This window comes from Pelagerythrobacter marinus (assembly GCF_009827515.1).
GTDB lineage: Bacteria > Pseudomonadota > Alphaproteobacteria > Sphingomonadales > Sphingomonadaceae > Pelagerythrobacter > Pelagerythrobacter marinus.
This window is the reverse complement of the sequence record NZ_WTYO01000002.1, coordinates 653,527-678,872: the sequence shown is the minus strand read 5'-3', so window position 1 is coordinate 678,872 and position 25,346 is coordinate 653,527. Positions and strand designations below refer to the sequence as shown.

General features: G+C 70.1%; 19 protein-coding genes. 6 read left to right on the top strand and 13 right to left on the bottom strand.

Features of this window, described 5'->3' with window-relative positions; translation table 11 throughout:
* The first annotated feature begins 650 nt into the window (after nucleotides 1-650).
* The 3 genes from egtB to GRI72_RS14915 are packed head-to-tail and all read left to right on the top strand — an operon-like array spanning nucleotide 651 to nucleotide 3,690.
* Nucleotides 651-1,979, top strand: a complete 1,329-nt coding sequence (gene egtB, locus GRI72_RS07040; RefSeq protein ID WP_160733201.1) for an ergothioneine biosynthesis protein EgtB — start codon at nucleotides 651-653, stop codon at nucleotides 1,977-1,979.
* On the top strand, nucleotides 1,979-2,965 hold the full coding sequence (gene egtD, locus GRI72_RS07035) for an L-histidine N(alpha)-methyltransferase (protein WP_160733200.1): 987 nt from the start codon (nucleotides 1,979-1,981) through the stop codon (nucleotides 2,963-2,965). The genes egtB and egtD overlap by 1 nt, the downstream gene beginning before the upstream one ends.
* 50 nt (nucleotides 2,966-3,015) lie before the next feature.
* Nucleotides 3,016-3,690, top strand: coding sequence for a retropepsin-like aspartic protease family protein (locus GRI72_RS14915; RefSeq protein ID WP_337191150.1), 675 nt, complete (start codon nucleotides 3,016-3,018; stop codon nucleotides 3,688-3,690).
* Nucleotides 3,691-3,723: 33 nt separating this feature from the next.
* On the opposite strand, the gene GRI72_RS07025 is transcribed toward GRI72_RS14915, so the two are convergent.
* Nucleotides 3,724-4,104: a MerC domain-containing protein gene (locus GRI72_RS07025; protein WP_160733198.1), complete on the bottom strand. Its 381-nt coding sequence runs from the start codon at nucleotides 4,102-4,104 to the stop codon at nucleotides 3,724-3,726.
* Between the two features lie 209 nt (nucleotides 4,105-4,313).
* Here GRI72_RS07025 and ggt (GRI72_RS07020) point away from each other — a divergent pair, with 209 nt between their 5' ends.
* Genes ggt (GRI72_RS07020) through GRI72_RS07010 form a run of 3 tightly spaced genes read left to right on the top strand, consistent with a single transcriptional unit; the run spans nucleotide 4,314 to nucleotide 7,709 of the window.
* Nucleotides 4,314-6,089 carry a gamma-glutamyltransferase gene (gene ggt, locus GRI72_RS07020; RefSeq protein ID WP_237486836.1) on the top strand — a complete coding sequence of 592 codons (1,776 nt, stop codon included), beginning with the start codon at nucleotides 4,314-4,316 and terminating at the stop codon, nucleotides 6,087-6,089.
* Nucleotides 6,086-7,300, top strand: a complete 1,215-nt coding sequence (locus GRI72_RS07015) for an FAD-dependent oxidoreductase (protein WP_160733197.1) — start codon at nucleotides 6,086-6,088, stop codon at nucleotides 7,298-7,300. The genes ggt (GRI72_RS07020) and GRI72_RS07015 overlap by 4 nt, the downstream gene beginning before the upstream one ends.
* A 43-nt stretch (nucleotides 7,301-7,343) precedes the next feature.
* Complete coding sequence (locus tag GRI72_RS07010) at nucleotides 7,344-7,709, top strand: RidA family protein (protein ID WP_160733196.1); 366 nt, start codon at nucleotides 7,344-7,346, stop codon at nucleotides 7,707-7,709.
* A 120-nt stretch (nucleotides 7,710-7,829) separates the two neighbouring features.
* On the opposite strand, the gene ggt (GRI72_RS07005) is transcribed toward GRI72_RS07010, so the two are convergent.
* The 12 genes from ggt (GRI72_RS07005) to GRI72_RS06950 form a co-directional block, all read right to left on the bottom strand.
* The gene (gene ggt / locus GRI72_RS07005; RefSeq protein WP_160733195.1) at nucleotides 7,830-9,593 is read right to left on the bottom strand and encodes a gamma-glutamyltransferase; all 1,764 of its coding nucleotides are present in this window, start codon (nucleotides 9,591-9,593) and stop codon (nucleotides 7,830-7,832) included.
* Between the two features lie 14 nt (nucleotides 9,594-9,607).
* Complete coding sequence (locus tag GRI72_RS07000; protein ID WP_160733194.1) at nucleotides 9,608-10,018, bottom strand: VOC family protein; 411 nt, start codon at nucleotides 10,016-10,018, stop codon at nucleotides 9,608-9,610.
* Between the two features lie 7 nt (nucleotides 10,019-10,025).
* Complete coding sequence (locus GRI72_RS06995) at nucleotides 10,026-11,282, bottom strand: dicarboxylate/amino acid:cation symporter (RefSeq protein WP_160733193.1); 1,257 nt, start codon at nucleotides 11,280-11,282, stop codon at nucleotides 10,026-10,028.
* 288 nt (nucleotides 11,283-11,570) lie between these two features.
* A complete protein-coding gene (locus GRI72_RS06990) occupies nucleotides 11,571-14,651 on the bottom strand; it encodes a TonB-dependent receptor domain-containing protein (RefSeq protein WP_160733192.1) in 3,081 nt (1,026 codons plus the stop codon).
* A gap of 127 nt (nucleotides 14,652-14,778) precedes the next feature.
* Nucleotides 14,779-15,678 carry a LysR family transcriptional regulator gene (locus tag GRI72_RS06985; RefSeq protein WP_160733191.1) on the bottom strand — a complete coding sequence of 300 codons (900 nt, stop codon included), beginning with the start codon at nucleotides 15,676-15,678 and terminating at the stop codon, nucleotides 14,779-14,781.
* Nucleotides 15,679-15,742: 64 nt separating this feature from the next.
* Nucleotides 15,743-16,288 (bottom strand): NTP transferase domain-containing protein, encoded by a 546-nt coding sequence (gene mobA, locus GRI72_RS06980; RefSeq protein WP_160733190.1) that lies wholly within the window; start codon nucleotides 16,286-16,288, stop codon nucleotides 15,743-15,745.
* Between the two features lie 4 nt (nucleotides 16,289-16,292).
* The gene (locus GRI72_RS06975) at nucleotides 16,293-17,555 is read right to left on the bottom strand and encodes a molybdopterin-binding protein (RefSeq protein WP_160733189.1); all 1,263 of its coding nucleotides are present in this window, start codon (nucleotides 17,553-17,555) and stop codon (nucleotides 16,293-16,295) included.
* On the bottom strand, nucleotides 17,552-18,343 hold the full coding sequence (gene cobA / locus GRI72_RS06970) for a uroporphyrinogen-III C-methyltransferase (RefSeq protein ID WP_160733188.1): 792 nt from the start codon (nucleotides 18,341-18,343) through the stop codon (nucleotides 17,552-17,554). Before cobA ends, GRI72_RS06975 begins: the two co-directional genes overlap by 4 nt.
* On the bottom strand, nucleotides 18,340-20,904 hold the full coding sequence (locus GRI72_RS06965) for a nitrate reductase (protein WP_160733187.1): 2,565 nt from the start codon (nucleotides 20,902-20,904) through the stop codon (nucleotides 18,340-18,342). Before GRI72_RS06965 ends, cobA begins: the two co-directional genes overlap by 4 nt.
* Nucleotides 20,905-20,910: 6 nt before the next feature.
* Nucleotides 20,911-21,270: a nitrite reductase small subunit NirD gene (gene nirD, locus GRI72_RS06960; protein ID WP_160733252.1), complete on the bottom strand. Its 360-nt coding sequence runs from the start codon at nucleotides 21,268-21,270 to the stop codon at nucleotides 20,911-20,913.
* Nucleotides 21,270-23,756 (bottom strand): nitrite reductase large subunit NirB, encoded by a 2,487-nt coding sequence (gene nirB / locus GRI72_RS06955; RefSeq protein ID WP_160733186.1) that lies wholly within the window; start codon nucleotides 23,754-23,756, stop codon nucleotides 21,270-21,272. Before nirB ends, nirD begins: the two co-directional genes overlap by 1 nt.
* A gap of 222 nt (nucleotides 23,757-23,978) precedes the next feature.
* Nucleotides 23,979-25,319, bottom strand: a complete 1,341-nt coding sequence (locus GRI72_RS06950; protein WP_160733185.1) for an alginate export family protein — start codon at nucleotides 25,317-25,319, stop codon at nucleotides 23,979-23,981.
* Nucleotides 25,320-25,346: the final 27 nt, after the last annotated feature.

Genomic DNA, 25,346 nt, shown 5'->3' with positions numbered 1-25,346 from the left:
GTGCGGACGGTTACGCCGGGAGGAAAGGCAAGCGGACGGAACCGGCCGGTGCCGCCTGGGCATCACAGGATTGCCACCTGGGCGTCACAGGGTTGCCTTGGCAACATCCTTGCGAGTGGCGGGAGGGGTTGCCTTCAACCTCCCGCTCGGCCCTTCGAGGAATGCGAGGCGCGGACAGGGCCAGGGCTCGCGCTTGCCCTGTCCGCCAGAGGCTATCGCGGGAGCGGGCCCTTGAAAGGCTCGCGGCGTTGAGGTCCGCCGCGGGCCGGGCAAGGGAAGCGCCTTAGATAGTCCTCGCATCCCGGCACAGGGGTGCTTTATCGAGCGGTCACTAGCCCCCCGAGGCACCGGCCGTATGGACGAAGCGGCCAGACGTGACGCGTACACGCTTTGCCCCCGTCGCTGTAGCCAGTCTGGACTGGCCCTCACTACATAACCAAAACGGTTATAAATGTCAAGGGGAATGTGCCGTATAGTTCCTGCGCGATGAACGGGCGCCCCGGCGCCGGCGGCGCGCGCCGCGCGGCTTTGCGCCCCGGGGGACGCAGGGGAATGGCGGGGCCGCCGGGCACGGTGGTCGGCGCGCCCCCTTTTCTTCGCAACCCAATTGCTCCATCATCGTTTCGGACTGGAAGCGAGAGGAGAGTCCCGTGCCCCAGCCCGAAGCCGTCCGCGCCCCGCAGGGGGCGGGCCTGGCCGACGAATATCGCCGCACGCGCCGGCTGACGGCCGCGCTGGCCGCGCCGCTTTCCGAAGCCGATGCGACGATCCAGTCGATGGAAGACGCCTCGCCCGCGAAGTGGCACCTCGCGCACACGACCTGGTTCTGGGAAACCTTCCTCCTGCGCGACCGGCTGCCCGGCTATCGCCTCCATCGCGAGGACTGGCCCTTCCTGTTCAATTCCTATTACGAGGCCGAGGGCGCGCGGATCGCGCGCGGCGACCGGGGGCTGCTGTCGCGCCCGACCGTGGCCGAGATCGGCCGGTGGCGCGACCATGTCGATGCCGCGATGGCCCCGCTGCTGGACGACCCGGACTGCGCCGCGCTGATCGCGCTGGGCATCGCGCACGAGCAGCAGCACCAGGAACTGCTGCTGACCGACATCAAGCACGCGCTGTTCCAGAACCCGCTCGGCCCGGCGATGTGGGATCGTGCCGCGTCCAGGGGCGAGGGCCGGGGCGGGCGGCAGGACATGGATAGCGACGGCTGGCACAGCCACCCGGGCGGCATTGCCCTGATCGGGCACGACGGCCAGGGGTTCGCCTTCGACAACGAGGGGCCGCGCCACCGCGTCCTGCTCGAACCGTTCGCGCTCGCCCGCGCGCTCGTCACCAACGGGCAGTGGGACGCCTTCATCGCCGACGGCGGATATCGCGACGCGCGGCTCTGGCTTTCCGACGGGTGGGCCTGGGTGAACGAACACGGCATTCGCGCGCCGCTCTACTGGGGCGAGGGTGAAGCCGGGCGCGGGCGCGAGGGGCAGGCCTTCACCCATTGCGGGTGGCAGGAACGCGATCCGGCCGCGCCGGTCGCGCATATTTCCTATTACGAAGCCGATGCCTTCGCCACCTGGGCCGGCGCGCGCCTGCCGACCGAGTTCGAATGGGAAGCCGTCGCGCGCGGCCAGCATGTCGAGCGCGCGCCGGCGCACGATCCGGCGGGCGGCAACCAGCTCGATCATCCCGACGACTGGGAAGGGGGCGGCGATCGCGCGGGCCCGCCGATCCCGCGCGGGGGCGAGGGCCTGTTCGGCGATTGCTGGCAGTTCACGCGTTCGGCCTATCTCCCCTATCCCCGCTTCGCGCCGTGCGAAGGGGCCGTGGGCGAATACAACGGCAAGTTCATGTCGGGCCAGTTCGTGCTGAAAGGCGCGAGCTGCGCCACCGTGCGCGGCCATTCGCGCGCCAGTTACCGCAATTTCTTCTACCCGCACCAGCGCTGGCAGTTCACCGGCCTGCGGCTTGCAAAGGATATCTGATGGCTGCCGATCCGGGTTTGTCGCTGGTCGATTTCGATAGCGACGGGGTGGACCGCGCCTTTCGCGGCGACGTGCTCGACGGGCTGCGCCAGCCGCAGAAGGCGATCCCCGCGCGCTGGCTCTACGACGATGCCGGGTCCGAGCTGTTCGAGGACATTACCCGGCTGGACGAATACTATCCGACCCGCGCGGAGACCGAGATCCTGCGCCAGCGCGGGGCCGAGTTCGCGCAGGAGATCGGGCCCGGCCGCGCGGTGGTGGAATTCGGCAGCGGCAGCTCGGTCAAGACGCCCCTGCTGCTGGAGGCGATCGCGCCGGCGGCCTACGTCCCGCTCGACATTGCCGGCGATTTCCTGCGCGCCGCGGCACGCGATCTGGCGGCCAAGTTCCCCGGCCTTCCGGTCCACCCGGTGGAGGCGGACTTCATGCGCAAGGTCGCGCTGCCCGACGCGGTGGAGGGGGACCCCAAGCTGGGCTTCTTCCCCGGTTCGACGATCGGCAACATGGTCCCGCGCACGGCGGTCAACCTCCTGCGCACGATGCGCGCGACGCTGGGGCCGGATTCGAAGCTGCTGATCGGGATGGACCTGATCAAGGACCCGGCCGTGCTCGAGGCGGCATACGACGATGCGGCGGGGGTCACCGCGCAGTTCAACCTCAACCTCGCTCGAAGAATAAATCGCGAGCTGGACGGCACGATCCCGGTCGACGGCCTGCGCCATGTCGCGCGCTGGAACGACGATTTCGCGCGGGTCGAAATGCACCTCGAGGCGCAGCGCGACCTGTCCTTCACCGTCGCCGGCGAGAGCTTCGCGCTCGCGCAGGGGGAGACGATCCATACCGAGAACAGCCACAAGTTCTCGCGCCGCAGCGCCAATGCCCTGCTGCTGGCGGGCGAATGGACGCCGGTGCGCCGGTGGAAGGACTCGCAGGGGCGCTTCTCGCTGATCCTGGCCGAGGCGACGATCCCGCGCAGCGCGCCCTGACGCGCGGCCATCCATGGAACCGGGCGCCGGCAATCCCTATATCGGCTGACGTGGACCTCCAATCCTTCCTCAACGGCGTTGCCGGCGTGATCGCGGACATCCCGCGTTCGGGCCTGCTGATGGCCACCGTCGCCGCGCTCCTGGCCGGCTGGGCCGGGTCGATCATGGCCCGGCGCAACCTCGCGCTCGGCGTGTTCGTGCGCCGCGTCAGCACGCTTGCGCTGATCGGCATTCTCGCGATGCTGGTGCTCCAGCTCTCGCGCTTCGACCCGCGGATAGAGCTGGCCGTGCCGCAGATGGGCCTGCCCGAACAGGTCGTCGAAGGGCAGGAAACGCGCATTCCCCTGGCGGCCGACGGGCATTTCTGGCTCCGTGCCGACGTCAACGGCCAGCCGGTCGCCTTCATGGTCGATACCGGCGCGACGCTGACCGCGGTATCGGCCACCGTGGCCGAGCGGATCGGGCTGGAGCCGCGGCCGGGCGGGATCCCGGTGCGGCTCAATACCGCCAACGGCACGATCTCGGCCCGGATCGCGACGATCGAGGAAATGCGTTTCGGCAATGTCGCGGCGCGGGGCCTCGATGCCGTGATCGCGCCCAACCTGGGCGAGACGAGCGTGGTCGGGATGAACCTGCTCTCGCGGCTCAAGTCGTGGCGGGTGGAGGACAACACGCTGATCCTCGTGCCCAACAACCCGCAGCCCGCGGTCGAGTTCGCTTCCTAGCGCGGCGACGCGCCGGTGCCCCGCTGCGCGCCCTCAGGCGTGGCGGGCAAGCCGCCAGTTGAACGCGTGGCCGATCGCGAGCGCGATCGCGCCGGGCACGGTCAGCACGGTCTCCGCCGTCTCGCTCGGCGCGGCGAACGCGCCGAGCGCGAGCAGCGCGAGCCCGACGAGCGCCAGCCCGACCGGCCGCAGCCGGCGATGCCGGCGGTAGCCGCCGACGAGGGCAAAGGCGCTTGCCGGAACGGCGAAGGCGAGCGCGAGGACGTGGAAGCTCTCGGGAAAGGCCAGCCAGGCGCCCAGCGCCGGCAGGAGGACGATCAGCGCGGGCACGAGCAGGCAGTGGACCAGGCACACGGCCGAAGCGCCGATGGCGAGCGAATCGAACAGGCGCTGGTGTCGGGGAATGGCGGGCATCCTTGGTCGCTTTCGTTGGAGGGGAAGGGGGACGGGAAATTATGATATAATGTATCATACCGGATGTGCAAGATGTCCGGGCGTGCAAGGTGCCCGGCGCGCGCGATCCGCGGCGCGGATAGCTTTCGTCTATGGCCGGCGTAACGGTCACTCTTGGGCCTCGCTTCGCCCGCTCGCCTAGGGTCCGGGGCCCGGAAGCGAGTAGTGCCTTGATCGACCACGCCTTTACCCACCGAACCCTCTGCGTCCTGCGCAAGACCGCCCTCGCGATGCTCTCGGCAACGACGCTGGCCGCCTGTGCCGGCACCCCGCCGGCCGAACCCGCGACGGGCGCGGCGCCGGCGATCGCGCCCGCGCGCGAAGCGGTCGTGGTCGCCGCCCACCCGGAGGCGACGCGCGCCGGGATCGCGGTGATCGAGCGCGGCGGCAGCGCGATCGACGCCGCGGTCGCGGTCCAGGCGATGCTGGGGCTGGTCGAACCGCAAAGCTCGGGCATCGGCGGGGGCGCCTTCCTGCTCCACTACGACGCGCAGAGCGGCGACGTCACCGCCTACAACGGGCGCGAGAAAGCGCCTGCCGGCGCGCGCCCCGACATGCTGCTGGGCGAGGACGGCAGACCCCTGCCGCGCCGCGAGGCGATGCTGGGCGGCCGCGCGAGCGGCGTTCCCGGCGTCCTGGCCATGCTCGAAATGGCCCACGCCGATCACGGCCGCCTGCCCTGGGCCGACGCCTTCCGCGAAACGGTCGCCCTTGCGCGCGAAGGCTACCCGCTGACCGGGCGGACCGAGCGCTATGTCCACGGCGATTACCCGCAGTCCGCCGCGCCCGACGTGCGCGCGACGTTCAGCGATGCGCGCGGGCGCCTGCTGCGCGAAGGCGACCGCTTCGCCAACCCGGCCTATGCCGAGACGCTGGCGACGATCGCCGAGGGCGGGGCCGAGGCATTCTATCGCGGCGAGCGGACCGCGGGCGCGATCGTCGAGCGCACGCGCGAGGGTCCGCTGGCGGGCACGATGACCCGCGCCGACCTGGAAAGCTATCGCGCCGAGAAAGTCGAACCGGTCTGCCGGCCCTATCGCCTCTACCGCGTCTGCGTTCCGCCGCCGCCGTCGAGCGGGGTCGCGGTGCTGCAGATCCTCGGCCTGCTCGAAGGGACCGACATCGCCGCGCGCGGGCCGGGCGATCCGCAGGCCTGGTTCCTCTTCGCCGAGGCCAGCCGGCTCGCCTATGCCGATCGCGACCGCTACGTCGGCGACCCGGCCTTCGTGCGGGTGCCGGTCGATGCCATGCTCGATCGCGAATACCTCGCCGCGCGCCGCACGCTGATCGGCGACAGGGCCATGCCCGCGCCGGAAGCGGGCACCCTGACGCAGCAGGTCCGCGGGCGCGATTCCACCCGCGAGCCGGCGGGCACTTCCCACTTCGTGATTGCCGACGGCGATGGAAACATCGTGTCGATGACGACGACGGTCGAATCCTATTTCGGATCCGGCCGCGCGGTCGCCGGGTTCTTCCTCAACAACCAGTTGACCGACTTCTCCTTCGCACCGGTCGACGATGAGGGGCGCCCGGCGGCCAACGCCGTCGCAGGGGGCAAGCGGCCGCGCTCGTCGATGTCGCCGACGATCGTGCTCGACCGCGACGGGCGCGTCGTCGCCGCGCTCGGTTCGCCCGGGGGCAACGCGATCATCGCCTATGTCGCCAAGACGATCGTCGGCATGGTCGACTGGGGCCTGTCCCCGGCCGATGCGATCGCGCTGCCCAACCTCGTCGCGCGCGGCGATTCCTTCCGCGGGGAGGCGGACAAGTTCTCCCCCGCGGTGCGCGGCGCGCTGGCCGCGCGCGGGGTGACCGTGCGGCCCGGCAGCGGCGAGGAATCGGGGCTCCACGCGATCTTCGCCGATGGCGAGGGCGGCTTTGCCGGCGGGGCCGATCCGCGCCGCGACGGCACGGTCCGGCGGCTGGACGCGAAATCGCCGCGATGACCGTGCCACAATCCGCCATTGTGGTCGGCGCCGGCGTCGTCGGGGTTTCGACCGCCTATGCCCTGGCGCGCAGGGGCCTGGCCGTGACGCTGGTCGAGCGGCACGAGGAACCGGGGATGGAAACCTCACACGCCAACGGCGCGCAGCTCAGCTATCTCTACACCGATGCGCTCGCCAGCCCGGCGTTGCTGAGCCAGATGCCCAAGCTGGCGCTGGGGCTGGTCCCCGCGTTCCGCATGCGCCGCCGGCTCGATCTCGACTACTTGCGCTGGATCGCCGCCTTCCTGCGCAACTGCACGCGCGAGAGGTTCCGCGCCAATACGCTGGCGACGCTGCAGCTCGCGCTCGAATCGCGGGTTGCGATGGAAGAACTGGCCGGCGCCCACCCGCTCGACTTCGGCTATCGCACCGCGGGCAAGATGCACGTCTATCGTTCGCAGCGGGCGTTCGACGCGGCCCGCGCGGTGGCGGAGATGAAGGCCGGGCCGGGCGTGGTCCAGCACGCGCTGTCCCCGTCGGAGGCCTTCGTCATGGAACCGGCGCTGGAACGCGCCGCGCCGGGGATCAGGGGCGTGCTCCATTCGCCGGAGGAGGCGGTCGGCGACCCGCACCGTTTCGCCTGCGCGATGCGCGACCTGCTGGTCGATCGCTATGGCGCCGCGACCCGTTTCGCGCGCACCGTCACCCGCCTGCGGCTGGAGGACGACCGCGCGCTGGCCGTCTGCGCCGATGGAGAGGAGCTGTCGGCCGACATCGCGGTCGATTGCTCCGGCTCGGAAGGCGGGCGCCTGCTGCGCCCCTTCGGCATTCGCCTGCCGATCATGCCGATGAAAGGCTATTCCTTCACCGCCCCGGCGGCGCCGGCATCGCCCAGCATATCGATCACCGATGTCGAGGCGAAGATCGTCTTCACCCGGCTCGGCGGGCAGGTCCGCGTGGCCGGGCTGGCCGACCTTGGCAATTTCGACCGCGCGGTCGATCCGCGGCGCATGGCCGCGCTGGTCGACGGCGCGCGCCGATCCATGCCGCGCGCCGCCGCGTTCGACCGGGCCGGCGCGTTCTGGACCGGCCTGCGCCCGATGACGCCCGACGCGCAGCCGCGCATCGCCCGGCCGCACCCGCGGCTGGCCTACAACCTCGGCCACGGCGTGCTCGGCTGGACCCTGGCGATGGGTTCGGCCGAGCGCCTGGCCCGCCTGGTCCTGCGCTGAACGGCAGGGCCGGTTTCGCTTCCAGCCACAGGAGATAGTTTCGATGAGCACCGACCAGCCCGCCCCTGCCGGCCCCCCGCTGAGCAAGACCCGCCGCGCAGGCTCCCTGCTGTTCGTTTCCGGCCAGCTGCCCCGCACCTCCGAAGGCGGCATGTGCCAGGGCACGATCGAGGAACAGACCGAGCAGGCGATCGCCAACCTGCGCGCCGTCCTGCAGGGCGAAGGGCTGGACCTGGCGGACGTGGTCAAGACGACGGTCTGGATCACCCGCGCCGAGCTTTCGGCCGGCATGAACGCGGCCTATGCCCGGCTGTTCCCGACACCTTACCCGACGCGCTCGACCGTCGTCTCCGGCCTCGTCGCGCCGGCCGACGTGGAGATCGAGGCGATCGCCTTCGACCCGCGCTGACTTCCCGCCCGCACATCGAAAAGGCGCCGCCCGGCTGGACCGGACGGCGCCTTTTTCATGCCCGCTTGCCGGCCGGGGCCGCGGGCTGGCTCAGGCCAGGGCGGCTCAGGCCAGGGCGCCTCAGGGCAGCGCGGCGGCCCCTTCGCGGCTCTCGACCGCGAGGTTGCCGACGCCGGCCGCGCCCGAGCCGGGGCGGCGCGGGTCGGCCGCGCCGAGGACCTTGCCGCCTTCGAGCATGATGACCTGCGCGCTGCCGATCGTGTCGCGCACCTCGATCTCGTGGCCGAGCGACTGGAGCACGCGGACCGAATCGATGTTGAAGCCCGGCTCCAGCTCCAGTTCCGAGGGTTTCCAGTTCTGGTGCAGGCGCGGCGCGAACGTCGCCTCGGCCACGTTCATGTCGTGATCGGCGACGTTGAGGATGATCTGCAGCACGGTGTTGATGATCGTGCTGCCGCCGGGCGAGCCGACCACCAGGAACGGCTTGCCATCGCGGAAGACGATCGTCGGCGTCATGCTCGACATCATGCGCTTGCCGGGCGCGATCTTGTTCATCTCGCTGTTGGAATAAGTCGCGCCGGGCACGTTCACGCGCAGCGAGAAGTTCTTGATCTGGTTGTCGAGCAGGAAGCCCGCGCCTTCCACCAGCGCGCCCGATCCGAACGAGGAGCCGAGCGTGTAGGTGTTGGAAACGACGTTGCCCTGCCGGTCGACGATCGAGAAATGGGTCGTGTCCGGGCTCTCGTAAGCGAGCGGATCGAACGGCGAGATCGCTTCGGGCGGGGTGCTGCCCTGGCGCGAGATCTGCTGCGCGCGGCGGGCCGCGTAGTCCTTCGAAATCAGCAGTTCGACCGGGTTGTCGACGAAATCGGGATCGCCCATCGACTTGCGCCGGTCGGCATAGGCGAGCTTCATCGTTTCGGCCAGGATATGGACGGTGGAGGCGCTGTTGTGCCCCATTTCCTTGAGGTTGAAGCGTTCCAGCATGTTCAGCATCTGGAGCAGGGCGACCCCGCCCGAGCTGGCCGGCGGCATCGTGACGACGTGGAGCCCGCGGTAATCGGTCGCAATCGGTTCGCGCAGCTTCGCCTCGTAGGCGGCGAGGTCGCTCATCGCGATCAGCCCGCCCTGCGCCTCCATGTCGGCGACGATCCGCCGCGCGATCTCGCCGCGGTAGAAATCGTCCGCGCCGACGGTGGCGATCCGTTCCAGCGTCCAGGCCAGTTCGGGCTGCTTCAGCGTCTCGCCGTACATGTAGGGGCTGCCGTCGGGCTTGAAGAACGTCGCGATCGCGGCGTCCGAGCTTGCCAGCCGCTTGCGGCCCCAGCGCAGCGCCTCCGACAGGTCGCGGGTGACCACGATCCCGTCGCGCGCCAGCTCCACCGCCGGGCGCACGACGTCTTCCCACGGCAGCGAACCCCAGCGCTCGTGCGCCAGCTTCATGCCCGCCACGGTGCCGGGGACGGCGGCGGCCATGTGGCCATAGTCGGCGTTATCCTCGCGCCGGCCCTTGCGGTCGAGGAACAGCTTTGCCTCCGCCGCGGCGGGGGCGGCCGTGCGATAGTCGATCGCGACCGTGCGGTCCTCTTCCGCCAGGTAGACCAGCATGAAGCCGCCGCCGCCCAGGTTGCCCGCGCGCGGCAGGGTGACGGCGAGCGCGAAGGCCGTGGCAACCGCGGCATCGACGGCGTTGCCGCCCTGCGCGATGATCTGCGCGCCGATCCGGCTGGACAGCGCGTTCTGGCTGACCACCATGGCCTCGTCGTCGATCACCGGGTGGTGGATCGTGTCGTAGTCGAGCAGTTGCTGCGCGGCGAGCGGCGCCTGCACCACGGGCAGGCAGCAGACGGTGGCGGCCGCGAGCGCGGCGACGAAACGCTTCATCGGTTATCTCCCCCTCAGGTCGCGAAAAGGTGGTCCATGTCGCGAAAGGTCTTGAACTCCAGCGCGGTCCCGGCCGGATCGCGCACGAAGAAAGTGCCCTGTTCGCCCGGCTTGCCGGCGAAGCGGACGTAAGGCTCGATCACGAAGGGGACGCCGCGCTCGCGCAGCCGCTCGGCCAGCGCCTCCCACGCGTTCCAGTCCAGCACGACGCCGAAATGGAACGCGGGGACGGCTCGGCCGTCCACCGGGTTGGTCGGCGCGGCGCCTGCCGCATCGACCAGGTGGGCGGTGACCTGGTGCCCGAAGAGGTCGAAATCGACCCACCGTTCCGATTCGCGCCCCACCCGCGCGCCGATCGCATCGACCAGGAAGGCGCGGGTCGCGGCCAGGTCGGTGGTGGGGAAGGCGAGGTGGAACGGTTGCATCGGGTTCCTACTCCGTCGGCAGCGCGTTGTAGACGTCGCGGTCGATCTCGTCCTCCCACACGGCGACGACGGTCGCCACGGCCATGTCGCCGGTGATGTTGGCGACCGTGCGCATCATGTCGAGGATACGGTCGAACGGCAGGATGAAGCCGACGACGATGGCGGTCTGCGCCGCGCTCATCCCGATCACGTTCAGCACCGCGGCCATCAGGAACAGCGAGGCGGAAGGGACCGAGGCGGTGCCGACCGAGACGAGCGTGGTGGTGAGCCCGATCAGCAGGTAGTCGAACAGGTCGAGCGGCACGCCGAAGGCCTGCGCCGCGAAGATCGAGATCAGCGCGACGTAGAGCGCGGTGCCGTCCATGTTGATCGTCGCGCCCAGCGGCAGGACGGAGGACGCGACCGGCGGCTGGATGCCGAGGTTGTGCTCTGCCGCCGAGAGGCTGGCGGGCAGGGTGGCCGAGCTGGACGAGGTCGAATAGGCGACCAGCTGCGGTTCGCGCACCCCGCGGAAGAACGGCAGGACCGGCAGGCGGGCGAAGAACTTCACGATCGCCCCGTGCACGATCAGCATGTGCAGGAAACAGCCGAGATATACCGCCACCGCGAGCAGGAAGACGTTGAGGAACGTGCCCGGCCCCACGGTGCCCATGACCCAGGCGACCAGCGCGAAGACGCCGAAGGGGGCGAATTCCATCACGATGGCGGTCACCTTCAGCATCGTTTCCGATCCCGCCTCGAAGATCCGCGCCAGCGGCTGCCCGCGCTCGGCGGCCATGATCAGGCCGGCGCCGACCATGATCGCGAAGAAGATCACCGCCAGCACGTTGCCTTCGGCGAAGGCGGCGAAGGGGTTTTCGGGCACGATGCCCAGCAGGCGGTCGGCCAGCGATCCGGCCTCGTCCAGCGTCGTCGCCTCCGCGCCCGACAGGTCGATCCCGACGCCGGGGCGGAACAGCAGCGCCAGCCCGATCCCGATCACGATCGCCCCGAACGTGGTCCCCAGGTAGAGCGCGATCGCCTTGCTCCCGATCGATCCGAGTCGCTTCGGGTCCTTCATCGCGATCACGCCCGAAACCAGCGTGACGAAGACGAGCGGCACGATCAGCATCCGGATCATGCGGATGAACAGGTCGCCGATCCAGCGGATCTGTTCGGCCGATTCGCCCAGCGCCAGCCCGGCGAGGGCACCGAGGACGAGCGCGGCGAGAATGCGTTTCCACAGGACGATGGCAAACCATCGGCTGGCGAGCGAGCGTATCATTTAAAAGTCCTCCCGGGGGCGCTGCGCAATTGTGGTGCGACCGGCCAGCGCACCGGTCGCGGATGCGTTATCGAGCGCCGGAACCGCGTTGACAAACAGGAAGTTCGCTCCCTGTGGAAGAGCTTGCGGCGCAGCGGGGGCCCGAACCGCGATCGCGGCCGCCGCGCCCGGCGTCGCGCGGGCGGCCGCCCGGCCGCCGCGACCGGTCCCGCCGGGGCCGTTCCCGGGGGGAACGGCCGGTGGCGGGATCGCGGCCCGGCTGCCGGTGCGCGCCGCGCCGGCACGCGGTCAGAACCGCTTGCGGATCGAGCCGTACCAGTAACGGCCCCGGCTGGAGTGCAGCGAACCCAGGTAGCCGAAGCTGCTGTCGGCCAGCGGCGGGGCCTCGTTGGTGATGTTGCGCACGCCCAGCCGCAGGCGGGTGTTGTCGAGCGGCCCCTCGTCGAACGTGTACTGGACGTAGACGTTGGCATAGGCCCAGTCGTCGACGACGAACTGCGTCCCGTCGCTCAGCGTCGCGCCGGTGTCCTTCACCGAGCTGACATAGCGCCCGAACACGCCGGCACCGAAGTTGCCCATGCGCCAGGTGAGCGAGCTCGACAGGCGCCAGCGCGGGTTGCCTTCCTGCCGCAGCAGGCCTTCCGCGCCGTCCACGACGAAGCCCTGCGAGATCTCGCCCGCGGCCTGCGCGTCGATGATCTCCTGCGCCTCGGGCGAAGGCTCCTGGTCGAAGCGCAGCAGGTGTGCCGCGTTGACGTTGAGCGAGAAGTCGCCGATCGCCGTGTCGTCCAGCTCGTAGTGGACGGTGAAGTCGATCCCCTCGATCCGGCGCGGCAGCAGGTTCAGGTAGTTGTCGAGCACCCGCACGATCTCGCCCACCGGTTCCAGCCCGGTACCGGCGAAGTTGTCGATGTCTTCCTGCGTCGGCGCGTCGCGCACCACCGCCGGGTTGGACGAACCGCGCACGCGCAGCAGGTAGTCGTAGGCGATCTGGTTGTCGTCGCCGAAGATGCCGACCACGTCGGTCTGGTTGATGCGCCAGTAATCGACCGTCGCGGTGATCTGGCCGAAGCGGCCGTTGGCGATGTTCGGCTGCAGGACGACGCCGAGCGAGTAGGAGTTGTTCTCCTCCGGCCCCAGCTCGCTGGAACCCTGGCGTTCGCTGACGACCGACTGCGAGCGGCCGCAATCGTCGATCGTGTCGATCCGCCCGGCGCGGATATCCGCCTCGCAGCGGACGTAGTCGAGCCGGCCGTTGCTGCGTTCGAGGCCGTTCTCGTTGATCTGCACGAGGTTGGGCGCGCGGAACCCTTCGGAGTAGGAGCCGCGGAACTTCAGCCAGGGGAAGACGGTCCAGGCCGCCGCTACCTTGGGCTTCAGGATCTCGCCCACGTCGGAATAGCTTTCGAAACGGGCCGCGGCCTGCACTTCGAACGCCTCGACCAGCGGCACGTCCATGAACGGGCTGATCACCGGGATCGCGAACTCGAGGTAGGCAGAGGCCACGTCGCGATCGCCCGAGGAATCGGGGGTCGCGCTCGATCCGAGCAGGTCGTTGGTGTGGAACTCGCCCGAAACCGGGTTGGTGAAGGTGATCGTGCCGTCGAGCCGGTCGTCGCGATCGTCCTTGAACGCCTCGTACCGGTACTCCGCGCCGAAGGCGACGCCGACGTCGCCGGCCGGCAGGGCCAGCAGGTCGGGGCGCGAGACGCGCAGGTCCCACATGCCCAGCTGGCTCTTGTTCGTGCGATAGGCATCGACCGTGATCGCATCGATGATCGCCTGGTCGTTGGGCGTGCCGTCGCCGTTCGGGAAATCGGCCAGGTTGCCGCCGTTGAAGACGTTGTAGGCCATGGGCGTTTCAAGCGCGAGCGACTGCTGCAGCAAGGTGTTGCTGATGCGGTTCGACTTGTCCTCGGTCGTCGCTTCGGACCAGACGAACGCCGATTCCCAGTTCCACCCCTCGACTTCGCCGCGAAGGCCGGCGAGCAGGCGGTAATTGGTGTTCTTGACCTCGATCACTTCCGGTCCGGCATCGACGAAGCGGTAATCGTTGAGGATCATCGCCACGCCTTCGTCCGGGATGTCGAGCCCCGGCAGGCGGTTCGGGTTCTCGCTGCCGTCGGAAAAGTGCGTCGGCCCGAACGGGTTCCAGTAATTGTTCGCCGGAACGATGATGTCGACCGCGTTGAGCGGGGCGTCGGCCTCGCGGTGGGTCTTGTAGTCGGACAGGTAGAGGCCGGCTTCGGCGAAGACTTCCAGCCCGCTGTCGAACTCGTGGTTGGCGAACAGGAAGCCGTTGAACCGCTGGGTATCGCCGACGATCCAGCGATCGTTGGCGGTGTTGTAGCGGTAGAGGCGGTCTTCCTCGCTGTTGGAGTTCTGGGTCGAGTTGTCGGCGCACAGGCCGTTGCCCAGGTCCGCGACGCAGCCGGCGATCGTGTCGGGCTGGATATGCCAGTAATCGCTGGGCGAGGTGATCGCGTTGCCGTTCTGGCGCACGGTCGCGGTATAGTCGTAGAGCTGGAATTCGCCGAAAGGCGAGTTGGTCGAACGGTTGTCGAAATCGGTGTCGCCTTCGAACGGCGTGCCCTCGACGAACCGGCGGATGTCGTAGCTGCGCGAATATTCGCGGTCGCTTGCCGGCATACCTTCGCGGTTCAGGAAGTTGGCGAACAGCGAGATATTGGTCCGCCCCTGGTTGAAGGTGCGGCCCATCGCCAGCTCGGCATCGAACTCGCGCAGCGAGGTGCCTTCGGAGCCGCCGTATTGCACTTCGGCGGTGACGCCGTCGAAATTGTCGCGCAGCACGGTGTTGACCACGCCGCCGACCGCGTCGGTGCCGTAGATCGCGGCCGCGCCGTCGCGCAGGACCTCCAGCCGGCGGACGCCGGCGACGGGGATCGCGTTGGCGTTGACCGAGGTGACCGGGACCAGGTTCTCGGTCTGGTAGCCCGGGTGCAGGACCATGCGCCGGCCGTTGAGCAGGACCAGCGTGTTGCCGGTGCCGAGCGAGCGCAGGTTGATCGAGGCCACGTCGCCGCGCGCGTCGTTGATCCCGCCGGTCGTGCGCTGTTCGTTGAAGCCGACGTCGCCGGCCTGCGGGATCGCGCGGAACAGCTCGTCGCCCGAAGACGCGGCGATGGCGTCGATATTGTCGGTGTCGAGCACGGTCACCGGCAGGGTGTCGGTGATCTTCGAACCCTTGATCTGCGAGCCGACGACCACGATTTCGGCCGGCTCTTCGGGCGCGGCCTCCTGCGGTTCGCCCACGCCGATCGGCGCGGGCTGGGCGAGAGCGGGCGAGGCGAGACCGGCGGTGCCGGCCATGAAGAATGCGCGCAGCAAGATGCGCCGAGAGCGTGTCATGAACTTCCCCCCTTGGAAGATGCGTGGGTGTATGGCCAATTCGGCCTATGTCACTTTTGTGGCACCGGCGGCTTTGCGAAGACAAGGACGCTGCGGGATTAACACTTCGCTGCGCTATAGCCTGCGGTTATGCGCGCGGATCGGGCTTTGCGCCCAGCGTTTCCTCCACCGTGTCGAGAAAACCGGTCAGCAGCTCGGCCGCCGGGTTGTCGCGCAGGAAGTAGGCCGAAACCGGCGAGACGACCGGCTTGCGGAACGGGTAGAAGCCGACGTCCGCGCCCGGCATGGAGCGGGCGGTGAACTCGTCCACCACGGTCAGGCCCACGCCCCGCTGTACGAGGGCGAGCGCGACATAATAGGTGCGCGCGGTGACGACTTCGCGCGGGGTTATGCCCAGGCGGTCGATCTCGTCCAGCAGGACCGCGCCCGAAGGGCCGCTGTCGCGCAGGCCGATGAAGTCGCGCCCGTCGAGGTCCTCGAAATCGACCACCCCGCCCGCGGGGACGAAATCGGCCTTGCGCGCGGCGACGAGCAGCTCGATCTCGCCCACCTGGCGCACGGCCAGGCGCGACTTGGCCGCGCTGCCGTATCCGATCGCGAGGTCCAGCTCGCGCTCGTGCAGCGAGCTGGCGATGTCACGCGAATGGAGCGTGTCGAGCTCGAAGCTGACGTCGGGGTGTTCGTCGCGCAGCCGCGCGATCGCCTCCGGGATGACGCCGAAGCCGAGCGAGGGAAGCAGGCCCAGGCGGATATGGCCCCCGCGGCGCGCGCCGATGTTCTTGGCCGTCTGGCGCAGCGAGCGGACCTGGCGATAGACCTCGTCCACTTCGCCGAACAGCTCGTGCGCCGCCTCGGTCGGCTCCAGCCGCCCCTTGTTCCGCCGGAAGAGGGGATAGCCGAGCTGGTCCTCCGCATGGCGCAGGACCTTGCTGACCGAAGGCTGGGACACGTTCAGTTCCTGCGCCGCGCCGGTGACCGACCCGGTCCGGTAAACGGCATAGAACACTTCGATATGGCGCAATCGCATCGCGCCCCTCTATCGGGCAATCGGGCGCGCAGCAATGCGGGGGGCGCGGGCGGGGCCGGGGCGATCAGGGCGGTGCGCCGCCGGTTCTTCGCCGCGCCTCGGCCAGGTCGCCCGGGCGATTGATGTTCACCGGCGCCGTCTCGCATGGGATGCGGACCGCCCCGGTCGCGTCGATCCAGGAACGGAACGAGCGCCCGCCCCCGGCCAGGTGATCGACCAGCGGATCGGCCAGGCCGGCCGGCCAGAACCCCGCCGCGTGCTGGCCGTCGAGGACCGCGGGCGCGTGGTGGCCGAGCCGCCGGGCGAGGTCGTCGGGCACGGGGTGGAGGTCCACCGGCACGCACAGCACGCCGTCAAACCCCTCATGGCGCGCACATGACAGCGCCGCGGCGAGGCCGCCCAGTGGGCCCAGGCCCGGGCGCGGGACATCGGCCAGCGCGCGCAGGGCAGGGTGGGCGCGGCCGCAGACGACGACTGCGCTCACCTGCCGCGCCAGCGAGCTTGCGGCATGGTCCAGCAGGCTGCGCCCCCCGATCGTCGCCGCCGCCTTGTCGCTGCCGAAACGCCGCGATCGCCCGCCGGCCAGGATCGCACCGAGAACCGCCGTCACCGGGTCAGATCCGAAGCGCCTCGACCGTCGCGCCGGCCGGCGCCGGAAGGGCGCCGGGCGCGCGGCGCACGAGGTGGGTGGCGAGCGCGATCGCGCGCTGGCCCGATGCGTCCTGCCGCTGCGCGAGCGAAACGTGGCCGTTTGCGAACGTCGCGAGCAGGAAGGCTTCTCGCGGGCCGTTGGCGGGAATGGCGCGTGCCAGGGGCAGGGCGGTCCATGCCTCTTCCCGGGCGGCGTCGCGTCCCGAAAGGCGCCCGATCAACGGTTGCAGGAACAGCCGCGCGACCGTCAGCGCCGCGGTGGGATTGCCCGGCAGCCCCACGATCGGGCGGCCGGCGAGCTGCGCGCACCATACCGGCTTGCCCGGCTTCATGGCGACCCCGGCGAAGATTGTCTGCGCCCCCGCTTCGGCCGCGCCCTGGCGTGCGAAATCGCGATCCCCGCGCGATGCGCCGCCCGTGATGACGACGGCGTCGGCCCGCTGCGTTTCGCCGCGCGGGCCGAGGTGGGCGGCCAGGGCGCGTTCGATCGCGCCCCGTTCGTCGGGCAGGTGGCAGATTGCCGCGGGGGTCGCGCCGGCCGCGGCGATCATGGCGGCGAGCGCGGGCGTCACGCTGTCGGGAATGCCGTTCGCGCCGGACAGCGCCGACCCCGTGCCCGGCAATTCGTCCCCCGTGGCCAGGATCGCCACCCGCGGCCGGCGGCGGACGACGACCGCGTCGGCGGCAGAGGCCACGGCGGTTACGAGGGCCGCCGGCGTCAGTTGCATCCCGGCTGCCAGCACGGCCTCGCCGGCCGCGAAATCCGACGCTCGCCGCCTGACGTGGGGCTTGTCGCCGGGGGGGACGGCGAGGGCGACCGTGGACCCCGAGCGCACGGCCCGTTCGTCGATCACCACTTGCGCGGCGTTGGCGGGCAGCGGCGCCCCGGTCGTCACCCGGCAGGCGCCGCCGGGGGGCAGCGGCGGCGGGGGCGGCCCGCCCGGCAGCGAGCGCCCCTCTACCCGGAAGATCCGCCGGGGGCCCGGCGTGGCGGCCGCGATCGCGAACCCGTCCATGGCCGCCAGATCGCGGACGGGCGTGTCGCGGGCGGCCAGGACCGGCTCGGCAAGGACTCGGCCCGCTGCTTGTTCCGGACGGATCCGTTCCATCCCGTCGACCGGCCCGAAGGTGTCGAGCAGCGCGCGCGCTGCCGCGAAGGACAGGGCGGGCGGGGCGCAGCCGGAAGGCGCGCGCCGGTCGGTGCAGCGAGGGGCGGGTACCGTCACGCGGCACCCGCCGTCAGCGCGCGCGCGCTCCCACGACCGGGAGCTGCCGCCGGCTCGCGGGCGTAGTCGAGTGCCGGCCCCACCAGGATCACGGCCGGGCCTTCGCCCAGCACGGACCGGGCGGCGATCGGCAGCAGGTCGAGCCGGCTGTCGAACCGCCGCTCGTCAGGGAGGCTGGCATTTTCCACCAGGGCAACGGGCGTCGCCGGGTCCAGGCCGGCGGCGATCAGGCGGCGCGCAATGCGACCGGCCATTGCCTTGCCCATGTAGATCGCCAGCGTGGCCCCGGGGTCGGCCAGCGCCTGCCAGTCGACGTCCGCCGCATCGCCGGCGCAGGCATGGGCGGTCACGAAAGTCAGCGCCCGGGCCTGCCCCCGCAGCGTCAGCGGGGTGCCGAGGCTCGCCGCGGCGGCCGAGGCCGCGGTGATGCCCGGGCATATGCGGACGGGGACACCGGCGGCGCGGCAGGCGGCGAGCTCTTCCGCCGTGCGCGCGAAGACCGCGGGGTCGCCGCCCTTGAGCCGCACGACGCGTTGCCCGGCCCGCGCGGCGGCCACGATCATCCGGTCGATCCGCGCCTGGCTCTGCGAATGGCGGCCGGCGCGCTTGCCCACCGGAACCAGCCGCGCACCCGGGCGGGCGAGGGCGAGGACGCCGGGTCCGACGAGCGCGTCGTGGAAGACCACGTCGGCGCCGGAGAGCAGACGCTCCGCCTTGCGTGTCAGCAGCTCCGGATCGCCGGGGCCTGCGCCGACCAGCCATACGGTGCGCGGTTCGAAGTCGGTCATTCGGCAGGCTCCATTGTCGGGCGGGATTCCAGCATCCGGGCGATCACCGGGCGGCAGCTGCCGCAATTCGTCCCCGCCTTGGTCGCGGCCCCGACGGCGGCGGTGTCGCACGCGCCGGCGGCGATCGCGGCGGCGACCTGCCGCTCGCCGACGTCGTGGCACAGGCAGACCAGCGGCCCCTTGTCCGGCGCGGGAGCGGCCGATCGCCCGGCGAGCCATTCGGCGCCCGATCCGGGCATGCCGAGTTGCTCCGCGATCCATTCGCGCGCGGGCAGGGTGCCGCTGCGGGTGACGAACAGCACCGCGGCCAGGTCCCCTCCCTCGTCCGGCACGGCAATTCGCCGCATCCCGCGCTCACGGTCGGCCACTTCGATCCGCGGCCCGGCCGGTAGCAGGGCGTCGCAATCGACGGTGCCGAACCCGGCCAGCTCGGTCAGCCATCCACGGGCGACCCGCGAACGGACCCAGTAGGGGGCCTGCGGGGTCACGGTCCGGCGCGAGACGAGGAAGGCGCGCCAGTCCGGCTCGACCCGTGCGAGGCGGGCGGGCGTGTTCTTGAACCCGGGCTGGCCGGAATGGGGATCGGTCGCAGGCTGGGCCAGCTTCCCGGTCCGTCCGCCCCCGGCCAGCATGTCGGTCCAGTGCATCGGGACGAAGATCTCCCCCGGCCGCTGGCCCTCGCTGGTCGCGACGCGGAACAGCTCGGCGCCGAACGGCGTCTCGACCCGGGCGAGCCCGCCGTCGAGGAGCCGGTGGCGGCGGGCATCGGCCGGATGGACCTCGACGACCGGTTCGCGCCGGTGATGCGCGAGCCGGGGGCTGAGGCCGGTGCGGGTCATCGTGTGCCACTGATCGCGGTAGCGGCCGGTGTTGAGCCGGAGCGGGAAATCGGGATCGGGCGACCGGGCCGCAGGGGGGCTGACGGCGACGATCCGCGCCTTGCCGTCGGCCGTCGGAAACCGGCGCGCGAGCGGGTGCGGCCCGCCCCACTGGAACGGCGGCATCCGTTCGTATTCGCAATCGCTGCACCCGGCCCATTCGGCCAGGTCCAGGTGCTTTCCGTGCTCGCGTGCGAGCCGGGTCATCGCCGCATATTCCCGGAACACCTCGGCCGGCGACGACCATGCGAAGGATTCGCCCCAGCCCATGCGCGCGGCGACGTCGGCGACGATCCGCCAGTCGGCCCGGGCTTCGCCGGGCGCCGGAAAGAGCCGGCGCTGGCGGCTGACGCGCCGTTCCGAATTGGTGACCGTGCCGTCCTTCTCCCCCCAGGCCAGCGCCGGCAGGCGGACATGGGCCAGGCGCGCCGTGTCGGTCTGCGCGATCACATCCGACACGACGACGTGGGGACAGCGTGCCAGCGCTTCGCGCACGAAGCCGGCATCGGGCATCGAGACGGCGGGATTGGTCGCCATGATCCACACGAACCTGACCTTGCCCGAATGGACCGCACGAAACAGGTCCACCGCCTTCCGGCCCGGCTCGCGGCAGAGCCGGTCGGTGCCCCAGAACCGCGCGACCGAGGCGCGTTCTTCGGCGGAGAAGCCCAGGTGGCAGGCAAGCGTGCTGGCCAGCCCGCCGACCTCGCGGCCGCCCATGGCGTTCGGCTGCCCGGTGATCGAGAAAGGCCCCGCGCCGGGGCGGTTGATGCGGCCGGTGGCGAGGTGGAGGTTGATGATCGCATTGCCCTTGTCGGTGCCGCCGACCGACTGGTTTGCGCCCTGGCTGAACATCGTGATCGCGCGCGGGCTCGCGGCGAACAGGTCGGCGAGCCGTGCGAAAAGGGCGCGATCGATCGCCGGATCGTGGTTGAGATCGTCCCAGAAGCCCGGCGGCACCGAACAGGCATCGCGCAGGAAGGCGTCGTCGAGCGCGCCCCGGCGGGCCATCTCGGCAAGCAGCGCGGTGAACAGCGCCGTGTCGCCGTCGGGCGCGAGCGGGATGTGGAGGTCTGCCCGCTCGGCGGTTTCCGTCCGTCGCGGGTCGATCACCACCAGTTTCGTGCCGCGTCGTTCGCGCGCCGCCTCCATCGCTTGCCACGCGACCGGATGGCACCAGGCGGTGTTCGACCCGACCAGCAGGATCAGGTCGGCCGCGGCGATATCGTCGTAGGAGCAGGGGACGACGTCTTCACCCCAGGCGCGGTTGTGGGCGGCGACCGCGCTGGCCATGCACAGGCGCGAATTGGTGTCGATGTTGGCGCTGCCGACGAAGCCCTTCATCAGCTTGTTGGCGACGTAGTAGTCTTCGGTCAGCAACTGGCCGGAAACATAGAAGGCCACGCTGTCCGGCCCGTGACGTTCGATGCAGGCGCGCATGCGCGAGGCCACCTGGCCAAGCGCCTCGTTCCACGAGACGCGCGCCTCCCCGACCATCGGGTGCAGCAGGCGCCCGCCGAGCCCGACGGTCTCGCCCAGGTGCGTGCCTTTCGAACACAGCCGGCCGCGATTGGCCGGATGATCGGGGTCGCCGGCGATCGCGACCGAACGGGTGCCGTCCACTTCCGCGCGGATCCCGCAGCCGACGCCGCAATAGGCACAGGTCGTGCGGATCGCGCCCATCGGCGATCAGGCCGCCCGCGGGCCGGCCGCCCCGCGCGGGGCCACCACGGCTTCGCGCAGGAGGAACAGGCGGCCGCCGTCGATCTTGAGCGGGATGGTCGGGGTGCAACCGCTGTCGTCCCCCAGCGCCGCCCCCGTGCTCAGCGAGATGCGCCAGTTGTGCAGCGGGCAGGTCACGCTGTCGCCGTGGACGATTCCCTGGCTGAGCGGCCCCTGCCGGTGGGGGCAGCTGTTGACCAGCGCGTAGAAGCGCCCGTTCACGGTGTGGAAGACCGCAATCTCCTCCCCGCCTTCGACCGGCAGGGTGGCGGCCATTCCCGGTTCGATCTGCGTGGTCGGACCGATATCGAGCCACTTGCCGGGCATCATGCGTACTCCGTTTCCATCGGCCGGACCGTGGCCAGGTGCCGGTGCAGGTCGGCCCGCTCGCCCGCGGCGCGCCTGGCCCAGGGATCGTCCTGCATGAACTGTTGCGAATAGCGGAAGCGGCGGGCCAGGCGCCCGACCCGTTCGGGATCGTCGAACATCTGCGCCTTGATCCAGTCCAGCCCCTTGCGCTCGAGCCAGGGGGCCGTGCGTTCGAGATAGTGCGCATCCTCGCGGTAGAGCTGGATGAAGGCGGCGCAGTGCTCCATCGCCTCCTCCTCGGTCTCGACCTTGCACAAAAGGTCGGTGGCGCGGACCTTGATCCCGCCATTGCCGCCCACATGCAGCTCGTATCCGCTGTCGACGCAGACCACGCCGAAATCCTTGATCGTCGCCTCGGCGCAATTGCGCGGGCAACCGCTGACGGCGATCTTGAACTTGTGCGGCATCCAGCTGCCCCAGGTCATCTGCTCGATCTTGATGCCAAGCCCGGTCGAATCCTGCGTGCCGAAGCGGCACCATTCGCTGCCGACGCAGGTCTTCACCGTGCGCAGCGACTTGCCATAGGCGTGGCCGGACACCATGCCCGCGGCATTGAGGTCGGCCCAGACCGCGGGCAGGTCTTCCTTGCGAATGCCAAAGATGTCGAGCCGCTGGCCGCCGGTGACCTTGACCATCCGGGCATCGTATTTCTCGACCACGTCGGCGATCGCGCGCAGTTCCTTCGGGCTGGTCACCCCGCCCCACATGCGCGGAACGACGGAATAGGTGCCGTCCTTCTGGATATTGGCGTGGAGGCGCTCATTGACGAAGCGGCTCTTCTGGTCGTCCTCGTATTCGCCGGGCCAGGCGCAGAGCAGGTAATAGTTCAGCGCAGGCCGGCAGGAGGAACAGCCGTCCGGCGTGGTCCAGTGCAGCTCCTGCATGACCTGCGGGATTTCCTTGAGCTGCTTTTCCACGATCAGGCGGCGCACGTCGTCATGCGTGAAACTGGTGCATTTGCACGTGCTGGCAGGGCCGCTCTCGACCTCGCCGCCTAGCGTCAGGGACAGCAGGCTTTCGACAAGGCCGGTGCACGAACCGCAGCTCGCGCTGGCCTTGCACTGCGAGCGCACCGCATCGAGGCTGTGCGCGCCATCATTGATGCACTGGACGACCTTGCCCTTGGATACGCCGTTGCAGCCGCAGATTTCTGCGTCGTCCGAAAGGGCCGCAACGGCGGCATTAGGGTCCGCAAGGGCACCCCCGCTGGCAAAGGCCTGGCCGAAGATCAGCCCTTCGCGGATATCGGAGACATCCTCTTCCTTCTTGAGCAGGTCGAAATACCAGTTGCCGTCGGCCGTATCGCCGTAAAGCACCGCTCCGATGAGCTTGTTGTCCTTCAAGACCACGCGCTTGTAGACGCCGCGCGCGGCATCGCGCATCACGATGTCCTCGCAATCGTCTCCGCCGGAGAAATCGCCGGCAGAGAACAGGTCGATCCCCGATACTTTGAGCTTGGTCGAGGTAACCGAACCGGCATAGCCGGTGGGCGCGTCGGTCAGGTGATCGGCCAGAGACCGGCACATTTCCCAAAGCGGCGCGACTAGGCCGTAGCAGGCCCCGCGATGCTGCACGCATTCGCCCACGGCCAGGATGTCCGGGTCGGAGGTGACCATGTGATCGTCCACCACGATGCCGCGCTCGCATTCGAGACCGGCGGACTTGGCAAGGCCGGTGGCCGGCTTGATGCCTGCCGCCATGACCACGATATCCGCCTTCAGGCGTGTCCCGTCTTCCAGCTCGATCCCGGCGACATGGCCTTCCATGCCGTGGATCACCTTGGTGTTGGCACCGGTCAGGATCGTCTGGCCACGCTTTTCCAGTTCCTGCCGCAGCAAATAGCCCGCGGCTTCGTCGAGCTGGCGCTCCATTAGCGTGGGCATGAGGTGAACGACGGTGACCTTCATGCCGCGCAGCGAAAGGCCGTGCGCAGCCTCAAGACCCAGCAGGCCACCGCCGATCACCACCGCGTCGCCGCCCTTCTCCGCAGCGGCGAGCATCTTGTCGACATCGTCGAGATCGCGGAAGGTGATGACGCCGGCAAGGTCGTTGCCGGGAATGGGAACGATGAAAGGGTCCGAGCCGGTCGCGATCAGCAGCTTGTCATAGGGTTCGACCCGTCCAGACTGGCTGAGTACCGTCTTTGCCGTGCGGTCGATATGGCTGACAGGGTCTCCGCTCACCAGTTCGATATCGTTCTCGGCATACCATTCGGCGCTGTTGATCACGATCTCGTCGAAGGTCTTCTCCCCCGCGAGTACCGGCGAGAGCATGATGCGGTTGTAGTTCACCCGCGGCTCGGCCCCGAAAATGGTAATGTCGTAGCGATCGCCGTCGCGTTCGAGAATTTCCTCGACCGCCCGGCAGCCCGCCATGCCGTTGCCGATGACGACCAGCTTCTCGCGGGCCGAGACCATGTCTTCCATCCGGGTCTGTGCGTTCATCTCTGCCTCCGCGGGGCCGGACCCCGATTACGCAAGCAAAAAAGCCGCCAAGCCCGGCCCGAAGGCGAGACTGGCGGCGTCATTGCCACGTTTTGCGTCTTTTCGTTCGAAAGCGGCCGTGGTCGTCCGGCGTTGGACGGGCGCGCTTGTCGGCGTGGAGCCGAGGGTAACCGATTGCCGGCGCCCCTCGCAAGGCCTTTTCGCATGGCGGTGCGGGGGCTGTCAGAACGCATATTCGGCCTGCAACCAGAACTTGCGCGTGTCCGCGCCGAAATCGCGTGCGTCGTAGTGGGCATATTTCGCCAGCAGGGCCACCGGCCCGAGGCGGGTGCCCAGCGACAGGTTCCATTCCTGTCCGTAGGCGATATCCGCGTAATCGCTGTCGAACCGGTGATAGGCGATCTGTGCGTCGATCGCGGCCTCTCCGTCCGCCCCGCCGAACCGCGCGGACAGCCGGACGTGGCGGTCGCGCAGACCGGCCGGCGGCGTGGCCAGGAACATGTCCGCCCAGCCGTTGAAGGCATGAAGCGTGGCGAGCGGTGTCTGGAACGCGGCGACCCCCTCGTCGCTGCCGAGCTTCTCGTAACCGGCGGCGAGCGTGAACGGTCCGCTCGCCGCGGCCACTTCGGCGTCGACGTAGTCGGCGCGATAGGCGACCGGGCCGGACCCGTGATCCGACTGCACGGCGTAGCCGGCGCGGTATCGCAGCTCCAGCCGGCCCAGCGCGGTCGCGCCGCTGGCAATGGCGCCGTACGTCTGGCTGGAGAAGGCCGGACGCCGGTCGTAGTCGACGAGATAGGCGAAGGCCCGGCCTTCGAACGGCCCCCGGCGGACAGTGCCGCTGGCGAGCCAGAAATCGCCGTCGTGGCTCTCGCCGGGGCTGTAGGCGCCGAAAATCGTGCGCTGGGCGGCTGCATAGGCGAAGTCGATCGCGACCGGGCCGATTGCGGCCTCGCCTCGCACGGCGTCGAACGTCTGTTCATTCTGCCGCCATCCGACGTTGCCGACGAACCGGGCATTGCCGTGCACGATCCGCTGCCGGCCGACGGTGACCGTCGCCGGGCCGCCCCGCCACGATAGTTGCGCCCGGTTCAGTTCCAGCGTCTCGGGGTCGGCGATCACGGGGAAAGGCTCGGCGCCGTTGCCGGGCAGCGTGTCGTTGTATCCGTCGGCGAGCGCGGCCGTGCCTTCGCCCTCTACCAGCAGCGACAGGCCGTCGCGGCGCGCCTCCAGCCCGAACCGGGCGCGCAGGGTCACGGCTTCCGCGTGGCGGCCCGCCCCTTCCGACGCGACCCCTTCGTAGCGCAGGCGAGCCGTGAACAGGGGCGCGAGGCGCCAGGCATCCGGGGTGTGGACGGCAGGGGCGGGTGTTCCGCCCGCCTGCCGCGGCGCCCTGTTGGCGGCGTCCGGCGCGACGTGCGCCGGGGCGTCCGGGGCGGCGTCCGGGGCGGCGTCCGGCGCGGCATCTTGTGCCGCGTCCCGCGCCGCGAGAGGCGCGGGGGCGATAGCGGAGGATGCCGTGGCGGCAGCGAACAGGATCGGGCGGTGGTGGAATCTCATCATGGTTCTCCCCTTGCGGGCCCGCCGGCA

Coding starts and splice junctions, on each gene's coding strand:
- GRI72_RS06965 (WP_160733187.1), bottom strand. CDS start 20,904: ATGGGCGCGATCCGCACGACCTGTGCCTATTGCGGCGTCGGCTGCGGG.
- GRI72_RS07010 (WP_160733196.1), top strand. CDS start 7,344: ATGAGCACCGACCAGCCCGCCCCTGCCGGCCCCCCGCTGAGCAAGACC.
- GRI72_RS06990 (WP_160733192.1), bottom strand. CDS start 14,651: ATGACACGCTCTCGGCGCATCTTGCTGCGCGCATTCTTCATGGCCGGC.
- GRI72_RS07015 (WP_160733197.1), top strand. CDS start 6,086: ATGACCGTGCCACAATCCGCCATTGTGGTCGGCGCCGGCGTCGTCGGG.
- GRI72_RS06995 (WP_160733193.1), bottom strand. CDS start 11,282: ATGATACGCTCGCTCGCCAGCCGATGGTTTGCCATCGTCCTGTGGAAA.
- nirB (WP_160733186.1), bottom strand. CDS start 23,756: ATGAACGCACAGACCCGGATGGAAGACATGGTCTCGGCCCGCGAGAAG.
- egtD (WP_160733200.1), top strand. CDS start 1,979: ATGGCTGCCGATCCGGGTTTGTCGCTGGTCGATTTCGATAGCGACGGG.
- GRI72_RS06985 (WP_160733191.1), bottom strand. CDS start 15,678: ATGCGATTGCGCCATATCGAAGTGTTCTATGCCGTTTACCGGACCGGG.
- ggt (WP_160733195.1), bottom strand. CDS start 9,593: ATGAAGCGTTTCGTCGCCGCGCTCGCGGCCGCCACCGTCTGCTGCCTG.
- GRI72_RS07000 (WP_160733194.1), bottom strand. CDS start 10,018: ATGCAACCGTTCCACCTCGCCTTCCCCACCACCGACCTGGCCGCGACC.
- GRI72_RS07025 (WP_160733198.1), bottom strand. CDS start 4,104: ATGCCCGCCATTCCCCGACACCAGCGCCTGTTCGATTCGCTCGCCATC.
- GRI72_RS06950 (WP_160733185.1), bottom strand. CDS start 25,319: ATGATGAGATTCCACCACCGCCCGATCCTGTTCGCTGCCGCCACGGCA.
- nirD (WP_160733252.1), bottom strand. CDS start 21,270: ATGCCCGGCAAGTGGCTCGATATCGGTCCGACCACGCAGATCGAACCG.
- cobA (WP_160733188.1), bottom strand. CDS start 18,343: ATGACCGACTTCGAACCGCGCACCGTATGGCTGGTCGGCGCAGGCCCC.